General features: G+C 48.9%; 6 protein-coding genes and 1 pseudogene. 2 read left to right on the top strand and 5 right to left on the bottom strand.

The features are described 5' to 3' along the window. Positions 1–200 precede the first annotated feature (200 nt). Positions 201–4,766: a response regulator gene (locus QUA99_RS27990; RefSeq protein ID WP_333241559.1), complete on the bottom strand. Its 4,566-nt coding sequence runs from the start codon at positions 4,764–4,766 to the stop codon at positions 201–203. Positions 4,767–6,336: 1,570 nt separating this feature from the next. Then, the gene (locus QUA99_RS27995) at positions 6,337–9,435 is read right to left on the bottom strand and encodes an MFS transporter (RefSeq protein WP_333241561.1); all 3,099 of its coding nucleotides are present in this window, start codon (positions 9,433–9,435) and stop codon (positions 6,337–6,339) included. A gap of 397 nt (positions 9,436–9,832) precedes the next feature. Between QUA99_RS27995 and QUA99_RS28000 the strand changes: the two genes are divergently transcribed. Continuing rightward, entirely contained in the window at positions 9,833–11,218 is a 1,386-nt protein-coding gene (locus tag QUA99_RS28000; protein WP_333241563.1) for a 2-polyprenyl-6-methoxyphenol hydroxylase-like oxidoreductase, read from the top strand. Positions 11,219–11,708: 490 nt separating this feature from the next. Here the strand turns inward: QUA99_RS28000 and QUA99_RS28005 are convergent, their stop codons facing one another. Together QUA99_RS28005 and QUA99_RS28010 are read right to left on the bottom strand one after the other, a co-directional pair. Further along, positions 11,709–12,590, bottom strand: a complete 882-nt coding sequence (locus QUA99_RS28005) for a lysophospholipid acyltransferase family protein (RefSeq protein WP_333241565.1) — start codon at positions 12,588–12,590, stop codon at positions 11,709–11,711. Between the two features lie 290 nt (positions 12,591–12,880). Next, positions 12,881–16,381: a response regulator gene (locus QUA99_RS28010; RefSeq protein ID WP_333241567.1), complete on the bottom strand. Its 3,501-nt coding sequence runs from the start codon at positions 16,379–16,381 to the stop codon at positions 12,881–12,883. Between the two features lie 1,396 nt (positions 16,382–17,777). Between QUA99_RS28010 and QUA99_RS28015 the strand changes: the two genes are divergently transcribed. Further along, positions 17,778–18,401 carry a GNAT family N-acetyltransferase gene (locus QUA99_RS28015; RefSeq protein ID WP_333241569.1) on the top strand — a complete coding sequence of 208 codons (624 nt, stop codon included), beginning with the start codon at positions 17,778–17,780 and terminating at the stop codon, positions 18,399–18,401. Positions 18,402–19,651: 1,250 nt separating this feature from the next. On the opposite strand, the pseudogene QUA99_RS28025 reads toward QUA99_RS28015, so the two are convergent. Beyond that, a pseudogene (locus QUA99_RS28025) lies at positions 19,652–22,258 on the bottom strand (DUF4347 domain-containing protein); the annotation flags it as partial.

The raw sequence follows: 22,258 nt of genomic DNA on the forward strand, positions 1-22,258 counted from the left end.
AAAAAATGATTAGTTGGGTTCACAAAATTCCGCCAAAACCGATTGTGACAGTGGAGGGTGCGGAAAGTGGGTTTAATTCTCATCCCTTAGTTAAGCTGTTGGGCATCTAGATTCTATTTTTTCGCGGGCGGGACACCCCACAAGAATTTCATCAAAATTGACTGTAAAATTTAGATGCGCCTGGGCCGATCACTTGTTAATTATTCTGTCCTTGTTTCGCTGTACAGGCGTTCTATTTTCAACGCGGTTTCGACTCTTTGATACTCCGCCTCAACCTGTTCTAAAAGCGCGCAGGCTGGAGTTGATAAAGGCTTGTTCGCCTCTGTTCCGATGCGCCCCATGATTTCGAGTTCCTCGCACAGCTCAAACAAGCGAAAAGCACCGAGAGTACCGCTAATTGACTTCAAAGAGTGTGCCGATCGCCGCAAAGCCAGCGGATCGGCGTTGCACAGAGCCATAGAGATACCTCCCAGTAGTTCGGGAGCTGTTTCGAGGTAAATCTCGATCGCCTCGTCCAAAGCTTCCACTTCTCGCAGTCCCTCTATAATCTTGGCACTCAGGGAATCGCGGCTATCTGATAAAGCCCGATCGAGATTTGATTCACCGCACCCGACGACTGCGTGCGAATTGGGAATTGTCAGTTGTTGATTTCCCGCAACAGCCCCATTAGATCGCACTTCTAATTCACTCGTTCCGCCTATCTGTTCGGCTTGCGAGTTGACACCAAAAATCGGCTGCGGGCGATCGAACTCCCCATTCAATCGAGATTTACACGCGCTCAAAGCTCGAACCAACTCCTCAATTTCGATCGGCTTGCTCAAATAATCGTCCATCCCTGCAGCCATGCACTCTTCGCGATCGCCCTGCATCGCATTTGCCGTCATCGCCACAATCCAAGGCCTCGTCGATTTTCGATTTTCGATTTTTGATTTTCGATTGTTAGATTCCTCGTCAGTCAATTTTTGATTTTCGATTTTTGATTTTCGATTGTTAGATTCCTCGTCAGTTGCGGAAACTTCTGATTCTCCTGCGGGATTGTTTGTCGAGTTTAGATTACTAGATTCCTGTTCTGTTGCGGAAACTTCTGATTCTCCCTTGGGATTTTCTAAGGTGAAATCTCCTGAAAATTGCTCGCGGATGCGGCGGGTAGTTTCCAAACCGTCCATTTCCGGCATTTGCACGTCCATCAGCACCACATCGTAAGGCTGGCGGCGCAAAGCTTGGAGCACTTCGATACCGTTTCCCGCAACATCCGCGCGATACCCCATCCGCTGCAAAATTTGCAAAGCAACCTTCTGATTCACCAAATGATCGTCAGCCAAAAGAATCCGCAGGGGTAACTTCTCGGCCAGCACAGGTATGCTTTGCAAAAAAGGCCCGCTGCTGCGCTGCACTCTAATTTCACTTGGCTGTTCCCCAAAAATATTGATTAAAACATTGTAAAGCTGAGATTGTTTAATCGGCGTGTTCAAAAAAGCAGCAAAATCCACCTCAATCCCAGGGGTGTTAATTTCTTGCCTGCCGATCGAAGTTAGCATGACTAACGGCAACTTTTCGCAATCAGGATACTGGCGAATTTTCGCAGCTAAAGCCAACCCGTCCATTTCCGGCATTTGCATATCCAAAACTGCCAAGTCAAATACCTCTTTAGCAGCTAGCCAATCTAAAGCCAAACGAGCCGAACCTGAAGCCCTAGCCACCATTCCCCAAGACTGAGCTTGGAGAGTCAAAATTTGGCGGTTGGTAGCATTGTCATCGACAATTAAGACTCGCTTGCCAACTAATTCAGGTTGAGAATTGCTCAAGTTAACGGGCAAGGAACTGTTGGAGCCACAAACGATCGTGCTGAAATAAAAAGTAGAGCCAACGGATGTGAGATTTTGGCGCGGAGGCTTGTTGCTGAGTAAAGATTTCCCAGAGCAATATTTTTCGGCAATTTCGCAAGATTCTCCCCATTCCACATCAAAAACTGTGGCTATAAAATCTGCAGGAGGATTGCCCGCCAGACTACCCATACTTTCCACCCACATCCTGCCGCCCATCATTTCGGCCAAACGCTTGCTAATTGCCAAACCCAATCCGGTACCGCCGTAGTGCCGACTCGTTGAAGAATCTACCTGGCTGAAAGATTTAAACAGCCGATCCATACGATCGCTTGGAATGCCTATACCGGTATCTTTGACCGCAAATTGTATTTCGTATGCTTGGTTAATTGCTAGTGGTTCACCATTAATTGCTGGCGGTTCTTTAGCGTTGGCCGCCGACAGTGAAATCTTTTTGGCCGTCACTGAAACCACCACTTCTCCAGCTTCGGTAAATTTAACAGCATTGCTGAGCAAGTTGATTAAAATTTGCCTCAAGCGGGCGCTGTCGCCGATCGCAGTTAGGGGTACGGAACGATCGATCAAGTAACCCAATTCCAGTTTTTTTTCTGCCGCCTTGGCAGCTACCAAATCGAGGGATTCCTCAATGCAAGTGCGGATGTCAAATGGATGTTCCTCCAAGTCCAATTTGCCCGACTCAATTTTCGAGAAATCTAGAATATCGTTGATCAGTGTCAGCAAGGCATCGCCGCTGCTGCGGATAGTTTCTACAAAATCGCGCTGTTCGCGAGTTAAGCGGGTATCCAGCAGCAAACCCGTCATGCCGATGACTCCATTCATCGGAGTGCGAATTTCGTGGCTCATGGTGGCTAAAAATTCGCTTTTGGCTCTGGTAGCCGCCAGTGCTTGATCGCGAGCTTTTGCCAAATCAACGCCTGTTTGCTGGCGTTCGAGTTCGCTTCCCACCCATTGAGCCATGAGTTTTACCAACTCTCTGTCTACAAATCGGAACGGTTCTGCCAAAGGAGTTGGAGAAAAGAAGCACAGAGTCCCGTAAACTTCACCTGCCACTGTGACGGGAATGCCCATGTAAGCTTCGATCTTGAAGGCTGGATCGTCCGTGTTGAACGATAAACCCGAAAACCTCACCGACTCAAAGTAGATCGGTTCTTTTGCCATTGCCGTAGCTACGCAAAAGGTTTTTTCCAAATCGTAGATTTGTTCTTTCACGATCGACCCATCGGGACACTCAACAGCCATTATTTGATAGTTGTCCCCTTGAATGCGCGACAAAATTCCCACGGACAGGCTTAACTGCCGGCATCCCATTGCCAGCAGTTCTTGGAGGCGCAAATCAAAGGTAGAGAGGCGGTTGAACGGGTCTGTAAGGGGAGCCGAAGTCACTTGGTACAAAGCTTTAATTGCAGCTTCGCTTTCTCGCAGTTCTTGTTCTGTTTGCTTGCGCGCGCTGATGTCGCGGGAAATGCCGATAATTTCTTGCACTTGGCCGGTTTCGGGATCGCGGATCGTGCGGCCGGTGGTTTCAAACCAAATGTATTTGCCGTCTTTGCGGCGGATGCGGTAGCTGACGGTGTAAGTAACTGGCAGCGCCAGGACTTTCCAGTGAGCTTTGGCGATGGTTTCTAAATCGTCGGGGTGAAAATAATCGTTGGGGACGTGGCCGATTAGTTCTGAAGGTTCGTATCCCAGCAAAGCGCGGCTGGCGGGCGATACGTAAACAAACACGCCCTGGGGGTTGTGTCTGGTGATCATGTCGGTTGAGTTTTCGGCCATCAACCGATAGCGGTCTTCGCTATCTAAGCGTTCGACTTGAGAATTGCTTAATGCTTCTAGCATTCGGTTGATGGTGTCTGCCAAGCTTGCGAGTTCATCTGCTCCGGCTATATGAACCCGCAAGTCTGGGTCACCGTTGGCTGCGATGTTGCTGACGCTGGTGCTTAAGGAAGCCAATCTCGCCAAGACTAATTTTTCTAGCAACAGCAGGGCGATCGCGCTAAATATTAAACCTACTGCCAGTATTGATAAGGTAAACAGCTCCAAGGTAGCCTGACCTTGGCGGTAGATGATGCGGTCTGCCTCTACTCGCAGCAGCAGGGCTAGTTTGCCGTGGATGTCGCGAATCAGGGCGTATCCTGCGACTAAGCTGTCGCTGAGCGGCTCGACTAAAATTTCTACTGATTTGAGGTTGGAAATTTTGAGTTTGACATTTTCCAACTCTTGCCTCGATCGAGCCGTGGACTTGGCACCGTGGCCGGAGTAGTTCGCTGCTCCGACTTTAAAATCCAAACTCGGCAATCTAAAATCCACTGACAGGTGAGTTAGTTCTGAAAGCAAACCGATTTCGCTGCTGTCGAGGTAGCGTCCCAGGATCAGTGTCCCGCGCGGCGGGCCTTGCGCGTTGCTGTTAAAGATTGGCTTTGAGGCAATCAGCAGGGTGGCTTCTGGCAGGATGAGGACGCCTGTTTTGGCAGAGGGGCGAGATCCTGCGACTGTTGAGGAGTCTAGCAGCGCGTCGGTCAAGTGCTGTTTTAAGCTTTCGGGAATCGGGAGTTCGGTTTGGGATTTCAGGTCGAAACCTTTGCTGAAGATTGTGTGACCGCTGGAGTCGAGCAGCACCAATAAGTTTAGTCTCAAGTAAATAAATGTCGAATCGACGAAATTTGACTTGACAAAATTTTCGTTCCGTGTATTTACGAAAGAGTAAGTATCGTCCCACTCGGCGTAATCTTGGGCGCTGGTGTCTAAATTCGACAAGTCGTCATCTAATGCGTCCAAAGCCCGCGCGACATCCTGGCGGACGTACTGTGCCTCCAGGTTGTGAAAATCGTGCAGCAAAATGGTTGATGCAGTGGCATAGAGAACCAGAATCAGGCTGATCAGTGCTGCACCGATGATTAATAGTGTTTTTTTTCGGAGTTGCATGGCGTCGCCCTCCTCACGGTGCTACTAGGCAACTAGCCAGGGGAGGTTTGAGACGTAGGTTGTTTAGCATTGGCGATCGCAGGGCCTGCGTGTTTTGAATGTTGTGGGCTGAGTTGGAAAAACCCTTGGTATTTCCAAGGTATCGCGTATGTCGCCCCCCACAGTCAGTATAGTATTTTCACACCTTTAGCTAGGCAGACCAGAATCCCCATACCATACTCTTAGTTCGGGCGTGGATGAAAGTCGAGCCAGATCGTCGAGGAGTGTTCTTGGGCGTAGTTCGCACTCCTGGAAAGGAAGGACGACGAAACGATCGCACCCGGCAGATTCCTCGCTAAGGAAATCCGATCTAGTACAAATGGTTGTTGACCCGCCCGACCGATCGGACCGACAGGCTCATGTAGGGATGACACGCTTACCTGGCGAAAGAACAGATCTCGGGGAAGGAATATCTCTAGCTGGTCGGCTATTGCCGTAAATCCAAGAGATGTGGTACGCAAACAACTGAAACTCCTTGGGAAGCAGGGAGTGTGTCCGATCGCGCGTGCACTGTGGGAGTGAGGGAACGAACTGTCAAACCCTAACTATTACTATAGCTGCAAAATATTGGCGAGAGAGCGGACTCGCGCGTTTAATTTGGCCCGCAAAAACGTTCTAAGTCTAAAAGCTATTTTGCCTAGTGTAAATAATATCGTTTCCAGTTGCAATTCTTATGATACCGAGGACACCGCGAGAGCAAGAGTGTCCCTAACCCGATTAATTGTAGGGACACCTGGCTCTCGCGGTGTCTTGACTGTGGGTAATATTAATTCAGATGCTACAGCAATCCTAAATGATTCAGATAAATTTGTAGGGGTGGTGCCTTTCTTTGCCTACCCCCTATCTATCGGGCAACCACGGGGAGATTGCCCCTACAATAATTATGCAAATGATTTAGGATTGCTATAGCGGAGTTGATACAGCGTATTCCAGGTTGATGAAGTAGGGACACTCTTGCTCTCGCCGTGTCCCTACGGCGGGATAGATCGATAGGCGGGTGTCCTTCATAAACGTGGAATGGGCTGTATCATATCTAATTCTGTAAAACAACGGCGATCTGGTTTGTATTGAAGACAAAATTTCTCAACATTCCTGGACGCAAAAACCCGGTCTCTGCACGTAATTTTGTCGTATACGCTCGAACGTGACAACTAGAAATCGGTTTTTTTTGAAGCGTCGTGCTTCCTGGGCTTCCTTTGCTATTTTGAATGAATAAAAACGGCTAATTAAGGTGTAGAAATTCATTGGTTTTACCATATTCAAAAAAACTCTAAGAGCGGGTTTACTAATAATACCATTTCTCTAAAATCGTGCAGCACTCTTCGACCCACCCTAGCCCCCCCGCTGCATTGCGGGGGGAACAAGAATACTGTTGCATTCTTTTTTAAAATTGGTATAACCTTAAATGGTCAAAAAAATTAAATAAAGCCGCTCTTACCCAGGATTTTATCCTTTACTAAAAATAGTGCCTGATGTGAGTTTATACTGACATCAGGCACTATCTGCAATCCGATCGCAACTTGAGCCTTTTTTACCGGATGACGGCTAAAGCACCGGCGCCTGCAGCAGCAGCGGCCGAAGAAAGAGCGGTGAAAAACAGCCACCAAGAGGCAACTTCTGCTGCTTTCCGGGTTTCTTCGGCTTGTTTTTCGGCTTGTAATTTGATGCTTTCGAGGCGAAGCTGCGCTTCTTGCTGCAAGCGTTCTGCTCTTTGCAAGACGCTGTTGCGGCTTCTTTCAATTTGATCGATCAAGCGGTTGGCATCTGCTTCGGAAATGTCCTCCCGAGAACTAATTAGTGCTACTAAAGTATCGCGGTTGAAGTGACCCAGCCGATCGCGCAAAGCATCAAATCCGGCTTGCGGATCGTCAAATAACTTCCGCACGTCCCGCGTAATGCCTTCGTAGTTGAGTTCAGGGCGATCGAGCGAATTGAGGTAATCCCGAACTTTCCCGAGAATCCCGTCAATTACCGACTGAATGCGCTCCTGTATTTTCTGAATTTGCAGTGCGAACTCGTCGCGCACCGACAAAATTCCATCGACAATGCGATTGGCTTCTGCTTCAGAAATATCCGGCCGCTGAGACAGCAGAGAAACAACTGTAGCTCGATCGATGTGCGACAGGCGCTCGCCCAAACTGTAAGCGCCGACTTTTGGGTCGTGCAGCAGCAGTTGCAAGTCGCGCTTGATGGCTTCGGGATTTAATTCATCCTTGCCCGTATTGCGCAAATAATCTTCTAAAACACTCTGAAAATCCTGCACTTGGCTTTGCATCCGCTTTGCCAAACGGCGCGGCGCTTTCACAATCGAGCCGAGAGTATCCTGCACTTGGTCGATAATTTGATTGACTTGTTCCTCGGTCAAATCTTCTCTCTGAGAAAGCAGTTTTACCAAAGTATCGCGATCGACTTGAGACAGGCGGCCGCGCAGCGCTAAAGCTCCTTCTTTGGGATTTTCCAGCAGTTTTGTCAAATCCCGCTTAATCCCTTCAGGATTGAGTTCTGATTTGCCAGTATTGCGCAGGTAATCCGCAAGGGCGGTGGTGGTTTGATCGTACTGATCCTTAGCTTTTTGGGCCAACTTTTGCGGCGCGTGCACCGCGCTGTGCCAAGTTTCTTCGGCGCTGTCGAGAAGCTGATTTACTTGGTCTTCGCTGAGGTCTTTCCGCTGAGAGAGCAATTTTACCAAAGTTTCGCGATCGAACCTAGAAGCTCTAGCTCTCAGCGCCCACATTCCCGCTTCCGGGTTGTCCAACAGCGTTTTGAAATCGCGCTTGATGCCTTCGGGATTGAGTTCTTCTTTGCCCGTAGACTTCAAGTATTCTTGGACTTTTTGCCACTGATTGTCTAGTCGGACTTGGGCAGCTTCTTGCAGACCTTTAGCATCTGCTAAAACTACATCTCGCGTCATTTCCAAATCTTTAACAATCTGTTCTACTTCCTGGAAGCCGAAGTTTTCACGACCTCTGAGAATTTGCACGAAACTGTCGCGGGTGTAAGGAGAAAGCCTCGCGCGCAACTGTTCGTAAGTAGCGTCAGAATCCTCTAATATTTTTTTGAAATCGCTACCGATAGCTGATGCTGTCAGTTCCCCTTTCGGCGTCAGCTTCAGATAAGTTTCCACCCGCCACTGCAAATCGCGAGCTTTTTCTTGCTCCTCGGCAAAGATCGCGGTTTGTAAAACGCGCTGTCTAATTGCTTCTAATTCCTGGGAAATTTCTTTAATTTTGTCTTGGGTAAAAACGCCTCGACTGGCCAAGATTTCGGCAAAATTAGACTGTTTTAGTTTTTCTAATTCGCGGCGCACAGTTCCCGGATCGGCAGTAGGATCGTAGAGTACGTCCCGAAATTCGCGCTCGATAGCTTGCGGGTTCATCTGCCACGAATAAGTGTTGAGCAAGTAGTTTTCTACGTCGGCACGAATCGGGCTGTAAGTTACGGGTTCGCCTTTGACTTGAGCGGTAATTTTATCAGCTTGCTGGCCAACTTTGTCTTTAGCTTCTTTGAGCTGACCGATTACTTTTTCAACATCCAAGTCAGAAATATCCGTGCGACCCAATACTATTCCCATTAAAGCATTGACTGCCATTGTCGTTGCTTGCGACATCATGGTCGGGCTTTGTCCGGAATTTTGACCGCTCAGATTGCTGAGAGCTTTTTCTACCCTACTTGCTAATTTATCTGAGACCAAATCTCCCGATTTGGCAGATTTGAGATAGTCTACTAATTGGGCGATGCCATCTGATTGCTGCCCTTGTTTTCCTACTTGTTTCCAAGCATCTTGAAGTTGGTCTACAATCCGGTTTACGTCGCGTTTTGATAAGTCCGATCGCGAACTTACTAAATCTACGAGAGTTTGCCGGTCGAGATTCGGCAAATTTTCGCCAGCAATTGCTTTAAGTTGGGGATCGTTGAGCAATTTTTCAAATTCGCTGCGCATCCCTTTGATGTCTAATTCAGGCGGTTTGAGGCTTTGGATGTAGTCTTCGACGTTTTCTCGCAAGCTTGTAGGGTCGATCGCGCTACCGAGTTCGTGGCCCACTGCTGCTGCTGCTGCTTTGGCTGTGGCGACTACTTGGTTGCTGGCTGCTTTTGCGCCCAGGGCAGAGGCTGCGGTGCCGACAATAGCTTGAAAGCCTGATGTGGCGGTGTTGACGACAGAACCGATCAAGGAACCGACGGTGGTGGAGCTCACCCAGACAAGCATTGAGAAATAGGTAGCCCACACGACTAAACCGACGATCGCCCCTAAACCGGGACTGCTAATCAAGCTTAGCTTAACTGCTAGCAAGCAAGCGAAGAATAGGGCGATGGTGACTGTGACTAGCGTCCAAGTGCCTACCTTTCGGCCGATGTGGCGGACTGGGGCGCTGCCGCTATCGGACTGGCGGTCGCCGTCGTGGGATTGTCCTATGTAGGAAAGGCCTGCGGCTACTGATAAATTTGTTAGCAAGAGTTGGAAAGCGCAGGCGAGTACGACTCCAGCTATCAAGGCGATAAAAAATTGCGGCCCGGAATAGAGGAGTGCTGCGTCTTCTGCTGTGTTTGTAGTAGTCTGCTCTACTGGCACTTGGGCCAGCCAGAACCCGATGTTATACAGTTGTGGATTTATTGGCAAATTTTGATACATAGTATATTCCTCGTTAAGGGGTGGGTGCGCGCGATCGTTGGCGCGAGTTAACTAATGTATAGTTTTAGACTCATGCCCCCAATGGCAAGCATCGCCTTATTGACGAGCTAAAGCATCCCCCTACAGTTGGAAGTGTAGAAATATGTCTGCGGCCGGCTATCAATTTAGGGATATTTGTGATATGTAAGTTGGCAGTTGTTAAGTTGTTAGTTGTGAGTTATGAGTAAAGCGCGCTGGGGCGCACCCGAGATTTATAGTAGTCATGGTAAGTCTGATTAAAATCATCGCCGAGGAAAATCTTTGGTCGATCGATATTAACAGTCGGCACAGAAGCCCAGACAAATTGTTCACAAGATCGACCAATGCCATAACAAATTAGCTTTCAAGGAGTTCGATCGTGCAGCGAGAAAGTCATGCAATTATTATTGGCGGCAGTTTAGCAGGACTGTTGGCCTCTAGAGTATTAGCACAACACTTCGATCGAGTAAGTATTGTTGAAGGGGATTTTTTTCCAGAAAAACCCGCACCTCGCCCCGGTATTCCTCAATCCCGTCACCTTCACGTCCTTTTAAATCGGGGAAAAATCATCCTAGAAGAGTTTTTTCCCGGCTTGGAAAACGAACTGGTAGCTGCTGGTGCTCCTAGTGTAGATCCGAGGTCGATCGGGTGGTTGACTCCGGCGGGTTGGGCCCCGCACTTTAGCCCGGATGTAAATGATTTAATTATGTTCAGTCGGGATTTACTTGATTGGCAAATTCGCCGCCGCTTGGCTGAAAATACGAACGTGCATTTCCTAGAAGGAGGGAAAGTAACGGGGCTGCTGACGAATGCCTCGCGCGCTGCGGTTGCTGGCGTGTCGGTGCGTTTTCGCGATCGCCACAACCAGGCTAACATCCATGAAGAGAATTTGTATGCAGATTTAGTAGTCGATGCTGGTGGCAAAGTTTCCAAAACACCTCAATGGTTGAAAAGTTTGGGCTATGAACCTCCGCAAGAAACCACTATCAATGCTTTTGTCGGCTATGCCAGCCGCATCTATGAAGGCAGCGGTAAATTGTCAGGCACTGCGCCAGTATTGGTGTCAACAGCACCGCCATTTCGCACCCGCGGCGGTGGAATTGTTCCGATCGAAGGCAATCGCTGGCTGGTGATTCTCTTCGGGGGCGATCGCGATTATCCCCCCGAAGACGAAGCAGGTTTTCTAGAATTTGCCCGCACTTTGCCAACCCCGACAATTTATGATGCAATTAAAGACGCAGAAGCAATAACACCTGTTTATAGTTATCGAGGTACAGAAAACAGTTTGCGTCACTACGAACGCCTCGCTCGTTACCCTGAAAACTTAATAATTATCGGTCATGCAGTTTGCGCTTTTAACCCGATATACGGACAGGGAATGACCGTTGCTGCACTAGATGCTCAGATGCTAGATAAATGTTTGCAAAAGCAAAGAGAGCAGTATCCAGAAGGCGATTTAACAGGCTTTGCGCGACAATTTCAACAAAAACTAGCAAAATTACACACTACTCCTTGGACGTTTGCCATCAGTCAGGATTCCCGCTATCCGGGAAGTGAAGGTGCAAAACTAAACCTCGCTACGCGGCTGACAATTGGTTACATGGATCTGGTGTTAAAAGTGATGGTCTCAGATGCTAAAGTTTGTCAAGCATTTTTGCAAGTTATGCACATGAATGAGTCGCCGGTTGTACTTTTTCATCCCAGTATTGCGGTTAAGGCGATCGGGCAATTAGTCACGCGAAGACAGAAGGCAGAATTAATATAAAGAGTTTATACAGAATCAGGTTATTTTTCCCAATTCTATTTGCTCACCGCCGATCGAGGAAGATTAACGCAGATGAATTTATATTCATCTGCTGCGTTTATTTAACCTAATATTATGTCCGCTCGAACCTGCACGATCAAAAGCGTAACTTGGGCGACTGACGTTTTCAGCTATTTGAGGTAATAAGATGGGTCTAATCAGATTTTGTACCCCAATTGTGGATTATTGAAATAAATTATTATATTTATTTCAATAATTGTTTGCAGTCAGGAATTCCCCAAAAAAACTCAAAAAAACAGTTTGTTTTACCCATATCCCTTGCAATTCACGCTATTTTGTAGTAAAAAAATCGGTTTCTGCATCAATATACAGCGTATTCCAGGTTTATGAAGTAGTAGGGACAAAGGCTTTAGCCTTTGTCCCTACCGGGATCGAAGGATAGGCAGGTGTACTTCATGAACGTGGAATCTGCTGTATATCTGTGCCATTCTCAATTTCCAACCAAACAATCTAATTGTTCTTGCATTTGGGCGGTAACTAAATCGAAACAAGCATCGACATAATCGCGATCGCGCGCCGCCTCATCTCCGTACCTCTCAAATACAATCGGTTCGCAGACGCGAGTCCGAATTTGCACGGGTAAAGGCAGGTTCGGCAAAGGCCCAATACTCAATCCCCAAGGCAATCCCAAGTACACCGGAAATACCACCGGATCGATGCCCAAAAACCAGGGCATTCCCCATTCGTGCAATTGCTTAACTTGTTCGTACAAATCCGCCAAAACTATCAGAGTATCGTGGGCACCGTGCGAGATAATTGGTAAAATTGGCACTTCTTCTCGCAATGCTAATTTAATAAATCCCTTGCGTCCGGCAAAGTAAATTTTATTGCGCAAGTGATAGGGGCGAAAAGTATCTTCTGCGCCGCCCGGATAGACGAGAACCGGGGCATTTTTTCGCAAAGCTGCGATCGCCATTTTCGGATGCGCCTTGATGGCACCGCACTGAACCGCCATGCTAGCAACATCAGGAGAAACCTTCCAAACTGTCGGGTGCATCAATCCGTAGGCCAAGCGTTCCGTGCCGTACCTGCGGAACCATTCGTATAGGAACATAAACATATCTGGAGCCGCGAGCCCGCCGTTGTGAGAACCGACAACGAGCATTTTGCCGTTCGCGGGGACGTGATGCCAGCCATCGGTTTGTACGCGAAAATAGTAGCGGTACAGCCATTCCCAGATGGGCAGCAAAAGTTTAATGAAGTCGGGATTGCGATCGTCCAAAGATAAACCGTCAAAGGGATAGTTAGATGATTTGCCGTCTTTTTGGTTAGTAGTTTTTGTCACTGCAAAATTATTTAACGCTTTGGTCATTATATAGCAGGAGGAAGATGGAAGAACGAAGACCGAAATTTCAATCGACCCTTGATATTCCAGCAATTAAGAACTTCATAAACGTCGGGCGAGGTTGCTATATCAATATAATTAAATCAGAATTTACGCCAATATGTGGTTTCTGAGTGGGTTGGCGGGCAGGTTTTGTGCGGAGGTTTTGTACTTGTTGTCTATTTTGTGCGCAAACCCGCCCTACAAATTATATGGTTTCGGAGATTGTGTGCGGGATGTCAATATATAATAGTTAACACACAACTAATCACTAATGACTAATCACACTTCAGTATAAAAGTCAATACCGTTTCATCAATTCCCTTGAGTTTCAGTGGCTTATATTTAATAATTCGATTTTCCTCCACATAATCTGCAACCGCCGCCGAAATTAGCACAGTGTTTGGTTGCGCCACCTCTTGCAGGCGGGCGGCAATATTCACGCTCGGCCCGATCGCAGTATAATCCGATCGGTCTGGGCCGCCAAACATCCCCACCACCGCAGTACCCTGGTGAATGCCGCAGCGAAACCGCACCGGCTGCACCCCATTTTCTCCCACAATTCCCTGCTCCAACCAGCCCTTATTAAGCTCATTCAGAGCTTGCAGCATTTGGCTTGCAGCAGCTACAGCGCGGCGTACTTGCTCGTTAGGCGTTAGTTCCTCCGGCGCGCCAAAGAAAGCCATTACCGCATCTCCGACAAACTTGTCCACCGTACCGCCGCTGTCAAAAATAGCCTTAGTCATTGCCGCCAAATATTCATTCAAAAGCTCAGCTACCCGGCGCGAGCGCAGAGTATTTGCCATTTCCGTAAAACCGACAATATCGCTAAACAAAATAGTAATCAATCGCGGTTCCGGGCGCAAATCTAGGGCCAAATCTCCAGCCGCGGCGGCCTTCACCATCGACGGCGGCAAAAATCGGCGCAGCACCGACTCAGTTAAATAACTGTTCAACTGCTGCACTCGGCGCTCGTTTTGTTTGAGGGCGATCAAATTCCGCACTTCCGCCAACAATTCGCGATCGTTAAAAGGCTTGGACAAATAAGCGTCAGCACCCCGTTCAACTCCTTCAATTCGAGTATCTTCATCGGCTTTAGCAGTCAGCAAAATTGCCGGTGTTCCCTGCAATTCCTCATCCTCTCTAATCATCCGAATCAAATCCAAACCCGAGAGCAAAGGCATCATCAAATCCGTTACAATTAAATCCGGACGGCGGTTTTTTGCCACGGCAAATCCTTCTTCTCCGTTGCGGGCCAGCAAAACTGCAAATCCGGAATCTCGCAGAATTCCCGACACGTAAAAGCGCAAATCTGGATTGTCGTCAACCACCAAAACCGTACCCGCTGCTGTTTCTGAAGTTACCGATACTAGCGCCTCAAAGTTCAGATTTTCTGCCTCATTTTCCGACAAATCAGACTCAACATCTGCCAGTTCCACCGCAGCTTTTGATGAGTGAAACTCCGCAGGTATTTCTAGTACCTGTTCCGGGGGCAAGTGAGTCGAACCAAAGTGCAGCCACACGCTAAAAGTAGTACCTTCGCCGTAAACAGACTCGACGGAAATTTGGCCGCCGTGGAGTTCGACTAATTCTTTGACAAGTGCCAAACCCAAACCGCTGCCTTCGTAGGAACGGCTGGCAGAACCTTCGGCTTGGTGAAAGCGCTCGAACAAATAGGGAATTTGTTCGGTGCGAATGCCGATGCCGGTGTCTTTTACTTGCAACAAGCAGTGAGCGCCGGCCGATGCAACTGTCAGGGTAATATTTCCGCCTTCTGGGGTGAATTTGACAGCATTTGATAGCAGGTTGTAAATAACTTTGTCAAATCTTTCAATATCCAAATAAAGTAAAGGACATTCTTGCAGTTGGGTAATTAAGTGCAGTCCTTTTTTCTCGCAGTAGGCGCGGAACGACTCTGCGGTGGAGTAACAGAAACCGACCAAATCGCAGGGGCGAAAACTCGGCTGCATCCGTCCGGCATCGAGTCGCTGCAAGTCCAGCAGTTGATTTACCAAGCGCAGGAGGCGGCGGGAATTTCGCAAAGCGATTACGGCTTGTTCGTAGGGCAAGTCTTCTTTGCGCCCGCAAGCTGATTCTAGAGGGCCGATAGTTAGTGTTAGAGGGGTGCGGAATTCGTGGGAGATATTTTGGAAAAACTCGGTTTTGAGCCGATCGGCTTCCAGAAGCCGTTCTGCCTGCTGTCTGGTAGTCTGGTAGAGGCGCGACTGCTGCACCGCCAGAGCAGCTTGAGTTGCCACTATTTGAGCCAGGTCAATGTCTGAGAGGTTCCAGCGGCGGATGCTGCGATTTTGGCGCAAGGAAATGCTGCCGATGATTTTGCCTTCCGAGAGCAAGGGAACGACTAACAGGGCGCGGGCGGGCGATCGAACTTGCAGTTCTGTAACATTTAACTCGGGGTGTTCGTGGAGGTCTTCGATCGCCACCGGCTCTTTTGATACCATTACTTGCAGCAACACCGGATTGCCCCGAATCGGTACCAAAGACTGCGGTAGGGAAGGATGGGCAAAAACCCAGCCGCGAGCGTTACCAGCAGCAATAGCAGAAGCCAGATCTGGGCTTGGAGGGTTCGCAACTACCTCTGGATGGTTAAAACCTTGTTCTACAGCCACCGTATCCCTAGCGGTGTCGTAGAGCCCCACGCACTGGACGTACTCATCATCTTCTGTCCACAGAGATAGGGCGCAGCCGTCAACTTGCAAAGCTTGACCGAGCTGTTGAGTAATGGCTGCAAAAATATTTTGGGGGTCGAGGCTCGATCGAATTGCCGTAGTAATAGTATTGACTAATGCCTCGCGCTTTGCCAGCGCCCGCACCTTTTCGTAAGACCGGGCTTGAGAAAGCGCCAAAGCCGCTTGGTCTGCTACCGTAATTACCAACTGTACCTCGTGGTCTTGCCACTGGCGCGGTTCCTCGAACTGGTGCAGCGCCAAGACAGCCATCAGTTCGGTTTTGTAAAACAGCGGTACGATCAAGCTCGATCGAATATTCGCAGCTTGGTAAGCCTGCTGTCGCTGCTGATTGTCCCAGTTTAAAACTCGATCGTCCGTTTGGGCATCTTGAATCACCTCCACATCCCGAGTTTCCCAAACCAAATCCCGCAGCAAATCCGGGGACAGTTCGGCTGCTGCATCATCTTGGGGTCTGGCTTCAACATCGCCCTTCTGGTAAACGAACCACTCATCGGCCACCTGACCGTCTTGGAACGGCCGCAGCAGACAGCAACTCACCTCAAACATCTGCCCGACGCTTTCGACAATTCTTTGCAGCATTTGCTGGTAATTGGGAGCCGATCGGATAGTATTTGTAACGGCATAAAGCAGCGATTCTTGCGAGAGAGCCCTGCGCAGTTCATTGGTGCGCGCTTTCAGGATATTGTGAGTATCAACAGCTTGACTGACAAGAGTTCTGAGTTCTTGAGCATCCCAAGGCTTGGTAACGTATTTGAATACTTTGCCAGCGTTAATAGCTTCAACTAAATCTTCAACATCGGTATAGCCAGTTAAAATAATTCGGATCACGTCGGGGTATTGAGCCGCCGTCAGGCTGAGAAACTCCGTACCGCTCATTTTTGGCATTCGCTGGTCGGAGATAATCACAGCAACTTCTCCCTGTTTTGCCAAAATTTCGAGGGCAGCAGGACCAGATTCAGCTCTGAGCACTTTGTAGTCTCGATGGAAGGTGCGGTAAAGCAAATCGAGGTTATCCGGTTCGTCATCGACGATCAGAATTTTTAGCTTAGGATTTTCTTGGGAATTCATGCACCGTTCTCCTGTGCCCCGGGGCAGTTCGATTTAATAAGTCTGATGAAAGGAAGAATTCGCGGGTTTCAATTGCTGAAGTCACAATAATTCGTGAATTTGAAGTTGTTGTGAGGCAAGCCGAAGCAAGAATCAACCTTGATTTTTAATGTCTGGGCTTTCAATTCGGAATTCTTCTGAGCCACAGTTGTCTGTCGTGCACCCCAATTTTATTATTTAATGATATTCACATAAACTCGTCTCGCCGGAAATACCGTTGATCCCTCACCTCTATGCGTGAGAGGAAATACGAATCCGGCACTTTTAATTGCCGTCTGGATATCTCATAATACATAGGAATAACCGTCCTGATTGTAAGTATATTTGCCAAATTTATGTGCTATTGTCGATCCTCTGCCTGTTTTATTTGGTATGTTAAAACTGCCCGCAGCACCATACAATAGACAGCCAACATCTTTGCCTGTATTTTTCCCCAGACGTGACAGCAACTTTAACAGTCAGCCAAGGATAGGGCTCCTGAGCCGGCGTCAAGCCCCTGACTGATATTCGGGGGTGGCTCAGAGACAACAGAGGCTGCGAGTGCGAGGGACGCAATTACTGTACCATTTGAGTTAGACTTGCTCTTTTTCCCCGAACGCGGCATTTTTTGTACCTCCTGCAGACCTTCGACAAGCCAATTACTGCGATCGAACACCGCAAGCCCGAGCCTCCATCTGTTAATCTTAGCTAGGGATGTACTCTGTGGAAACCGATCAATCAGCTCGATCGAGGTTTTTAAGGTCTCGATCGCGCGCAGCACAGTATTGCAGCACAATATCGAGCCGACGGGGGAAAATCCCCGCAGACTGTTTCCAGGCATCCAAATTTAAATTGGACGCTGGGGAGAGTACCCCTGGCGCAACAGGTAATGCCGGTTCGATCGGGGACGGGGGATGGATTGCCCAGAACTGCTCGAAGGTGGGTTGCCCGGTCCGGGTCGGCGATGAACATCTGATGCGCGAGCGCGCCCGGTGTTAGTCTGACGAGTCGTTGAGTTTTTCAATTACCGCTTGACAGATAAATTATATTCGATCGGGTATTTCCGCAAGCACAGAGCGGTAAGATTCCCGGAACCTGACGTTCAAACCTTTTTGATTGTTTTTAATACCTTTCCCCCTACCCAGAAATCTAGTATTAGGGGATGGGTTTTTATTTGTCATAACTAGAGTCTTAAATGCTTAAAGGTTCCAACTTACATCAGATACTACTTAAAGTCAAGCACAAAAAAAAGTGATTTAATCCGGCTAATAAACTATGCCTATAAGTTACGTTATAAGATCGGTATAACATCAGTGAAGCTTCTAAGACGGGCAGCTTAGAAACCAACCTAGAAAAATTAATATAGTGGCCTGGTATTGTGAACCCTTCCTTTTTTTCCTCACCGTCTCACGAACAACAAACCCCCGGACTTTCTGGCTTTTCGATCCGGATGGCTGCGTCGAACGACTTGACGCAGCTAGCCGATATTTTGGCCGTGAGCTTTCACTCCCGCGAGGGGTTTGTAGAATGGGTGTATCCGGTGTTGCGTTTGGGCATTTACGAAGATTTAAAAAATCGACTGCGTTCTAAAGCAGAACATTACATTTGTCTGGTTGCTGAGCTAGTCTCGCGCGAGGAGGTAACACAGAATTATCGATCGCACCGAACTCAGTGCATAACAGGAACAATAGAAATGGCTCTGCGTTCTCGCTTCCCTTGGCAAGTCCCGAGTTCTGACTATCCTTATTTGTCAAATTTAGCGGTTCACCCCGAGTACCGGCGGCAGGGAGTTGCTCGACAATTGCTCAGCAACTGCGAGCAGACAGCCATAGAATGGGGATTTTCTGAGATTTACCTCCACGTTCTGGAAAACAATCACGCGGCGCGACAGTTGTACTATCAGGCCGGCTATCGCTTGCAACAGGTCGATTGGAATTGGACTGGCTGGCTGTTGGGCCAGCCACGCCGGCTGTTTTTACGCAAGCAGATTTCGGTCTCCTAAGCTAACTATTTGAAGTGATGGGAAATTGGAAATGGGGAATTAGGAGCTATAAGGAAGAAGGAAAAAACAGCTATCCGTGTATCCGTGACTTGTAGAGCATGAATCAAGGAATTGGTAAGAGGGAATTGCGGCGTAAAAGGAAGAAGTATTTAGCTATCTAGAAACTCAGAAAAAAATACCTATCCGTATATCCTTGAGTTCCGCATCTTGAATCAAAGGAATTAAGAATTGCAAATTGCCAATTGCAAATTGATGATGAGTTTTAATTTCCTATTAAGTCCGTCCGCTCGCACAACCCTAAGAAAATTGGTTTTTAGTAAAAACTTTAGCTACCAAATATTGTGTACCTCCAGACACCTGAAAACCGCGATACAAAGTTATACCAGTTTCCCCAAGATATGCTACAGTGACTCTTCGAGTGTGAGGCTTGTTATTTGAAACAGTCACCGACTATCAGCCAGCGTGATTCTTGACACTTAATTGGGTCTGCTACCGAAGTAGTCTAAGAGGATGTTTTAAAAGTAGAGGCTGTTGCAAGAAAGCTCACAAGACTTAAGCTGAAATTTGTAGAAACCAGCACCACGCTCACGCGAATGACGTGCAGCATATCCTAGCAATCTAACGAAAGGAACAGTGGGAATTAATCGCCGACCAATTTCCCTCAGAAAAACCTGGTGGTCGTCAACGTACCAGAGCTTTATTTAGCAACGCCATTCTCTATGTAAGCTGTTCGGCATTTAAATTGTCTGTCAAAAAAAATAAAAGTCTTGTGGGGTGGGCGTCCCGCCCGCGGAGAATATACAATTTAAATGCGCGACAGCTTACTGATGCCTTGCGATGTACCGGGCGAGGCTTACCAGGCGATTTTTCGGGTTGGCCTACCGTTTGTGGTTATTTTTGGAAGTGGAGCAAAGATGGTACTTGGTTAAAGATTCGCGACAACCTTTACCAGCGGGTAAGAGTAGCTGCCGGACGGAAACCGAGTCCGTCACAAGCAGCCCCAAACATCGGAGACTTTTATCTACATAGCGATGATTCGGATCGCGGTCAGACGACTAGCATGATTTTTTACTCGCTTCTACTTTTAAAACATCCCCTTAGAGAGGAACCAGAGGCAAGTTTAGGATAGGTTTCAAGCGCCCAGAGGTATAAACGGAACTTACCCGGATTTAGTATTATCAGGAACGCCACAGAAGTTCTGACCTTCTGTGGCGTTGACTTCTCAGAACAGGAGACTTCCGCCGCCAATTCTACACCTCAGAGAGATTTGGCAGGAAATCCGACGAACCGATCGCCCCGTTAACGCCAACCAGATTCGCTAAAACCCGATCGGTTCCTGCTACTCGCAGCAACGTACCGTTCGGAGTGGCGCTAAATTGCAACTGCTGCAAACTCACTTCGTTGCTCAAAACAAACTTATCGACGCCTACCTCGAAGTTGATGACAGTATCAGTGCCGCCATCAGCACTCAACACAAATCGATCGCTCCCAATACCTCCAATTAAAGTATCGTCGCCCAAGCCACCAAACAGCCAGTCATCTCCAGCGCCACCATTGAGAAGGTCGTTATCTTTACCGCCAGTCAGGGTATCGGTGCCAGCATCTCCGTTGACGGTATCTTGGCCTTCGTTGCCGTAGAGCAAGTCATCGCCCTCACCACCGTTGATGCAGTCTTGCTGGTCGTTTGCGCCCACCGAGACACCCCGGTTATCAGCACGATCGCCATATATGGTATCGCTGCCCTCGTCTCCGCAGAGTTCATCGCTGCCGTCACCGCCGTAAATCAAGTCGTCGCCCAGATCCCCGTGCATGAGGTCGTTACCTTTGCCGCCGTAAATCAAGTCGTTATCTTGACCGCCACTGATGGTATCGTCAGCTTCATCGCCGAACAGCACATCAGCACCGATGCCACCAAAGAGCAAGTCCCGTCCGCCAACGTCCTTAGCTCGACTTCGAGCACCGCCGTACATGGTGTCGTCGCCGCTGTCGCCAACCAGCGTATCGGAGCCAAGTTCGCCCCAAATCAAGTCGTTATCTTTGCCCCCCCAAACGCGATCGCTGCCTTTACCTGCTTGGACGGTATCCTGGCCGTTGCCACCGCCGATGATGTCGTTGCCGCTGCCGCCAAAGATTAAGTCTTGTTCGCCAGTATCCCCGATTGACTCGGAACCCCCGCTATCGCCGAGCAGAGTATCGGCTCCTTCGCCGCCGTAGAGAGTATCGGAGCCTAATTGACCGTAGATGATGTCATTGCCTTTACCTCCGTAAGCGCGATCGTTATCTTTGCCTGCAACCAGCGTATCGTTGTCTTCTTGGCCGTTGAGGAAGTCGTTGCCGAAGCCTCCGTACAGCAAGTCGCGTCCCTGGGAGTCGCTGACCCTTTGGTCGCCGGTGCCACCCAACAAGGTGTCGTCCCCGATGCCAGCAAACAAGGTATCGGAGCCGAGTTCGCCCCAAATCAGGTCATTTTCTTTACCTCCAAGGGCAATATCGTCATCTTTGCCGGCATGGATGGTATCGTCGCCCTCGTTGCCGTTAATGAGGTCTGCACTGTTGCCTCCGAAGATCAAATCGCCATTGTTCTGAGCGCTGCTGGAGTTATCCCCGCCGTTGTCTCCCAAAATCGTATCGGCACCTCGATCTCCATACAGGGTGTCAGACTCTAAGTCGCCGGCAATCCAGTCGTTCTGTTTGCCTGCAAATACGATATCGTTGCCCTCGTCCCCGTAAACAATATCGGTGTCAATGCCCCCAAAAATCGTGTCATTGTCTTCGTTGCCGTAAATTTCGTCCGCCCCGTCTTCACCTAAAAGCAGGTCGTTGCCTTCAAAACCGACAATTTTTTGGTTGCCTTTGGTGTCTGCGATCGAGTCATCGCCTTCGGTTCCTTTGGTGGTTTGTTCCTCTGAAAATTGTGAAATCGGCCGGACAAATCCAACTGCGGGCGGTTGCTGCGGGGGCGCAAAGTTAATTCCCGGTTTTTCAATAATCGGCGAACACTGACAGTCGGTATCTGCGATCGGCGTTGGAGTTGGCGTCGGAATCGGCGCTGGAGTTGGCGTCGGAGTTGGCGTCGCAACTAGGACAGCGGCAACAGTAGCGGTAGCCGGACTGATAGCGCCGCTGTTGTCGGTAGCGCTGTAGGTGAAATTGGCTCCGGTAAAGTTGCCTGTCGTTTGGAGAAATAGTTGCTGCAACTGTTCCGGAGTCAGGACTTGACCGGGTGTCACCGCTACGCCGCCGTTAGCGGGATCTCCTAAAAACAGGATTGCTTGGTCGGCTGGGGGCAGGGTGTTGATGGTGTAAGAGGCGATCGACCCGTCGGGGTCGCTTCCTCCCAATCCCGTGATTAACTGGCTGCTGTTGGGCGCAAGGCTGGAGTTCGCATTGTTGGCTAATGGCGGTTGGTTGGGAGTTGGAAGTATGACCGACACAGTAGCGGTAGCCGGACTGATAGCGCCGCTGTTGTCGGTAGCGCTGTAGGTGAAATTGGCTCCGGTAAAGTTGCCTGTCGTTTGGAGAAATAGTTGCTGCAACTGTTCCGGAGTCAGGACTTGACCGGGTGTCACCGCTACGCCGCCGTTGGCGGGATCTCCTAAAAACAGGATTGCTTGGTCGGCTGGGGGCAGGGTGTTGATGGTGTAAGAGGCGATCGACCCGTCGGGGTCGCTTCCTCCCAATCCCGTGATTAACTGGCTGCTGTTGGGCGCAAGGCTGGAGTTCGCATTGTTGGCTAATGGCGGTTGGTTGGGAGTTGGAAGTATGACCGACACAGTAGCGGTAGCCGGACTGATAGCGCCGCTGTTGTCGGTAGCGCTGTAGGTGAAATTGGCTCCGGTAAAGTTGCCTGTCGTTTG

It is taken from the genome of Microcoleus sp. F10-B2 (assembly GCF_036704965.1).
Taxonomy (GTDB): Bacteria; Cyanobacteriota; Cyanobacteriia; order Cyanobacteriales; family Microcoleaceae; genus Microcoleus.

Coding starts and splice junctions, on each gene's coding strand:
- QUA99_RS27990 (WP_333241559.1), bottom strand. CDS start 4,766: ATGCAACTCCGAAAAAAAACACTATTAATCATCGGTGCAGCACTGATC.
- QUA99_RS27995 (WP_333241561.1), bottom strand. CDS start 9,435: ATGTATCAAAATTTGCCAATAAATCCACAACTGTATAACATCGGGTTC.
- QUA99_RS28005 (WP_333241565.1), bottom strand. CDS start 12,590: ATGACCAAAGCGTTAAATAATTTTGCAGTGACAAAAACTACTAACCAA.
- QUA99_RS28010 (WP_333241567.1), bottom strand. CDS start 16,381: ATGAATTCCCAAGAAAATCCTAAGCTAAAAATTCTGATCGTCGATGAC.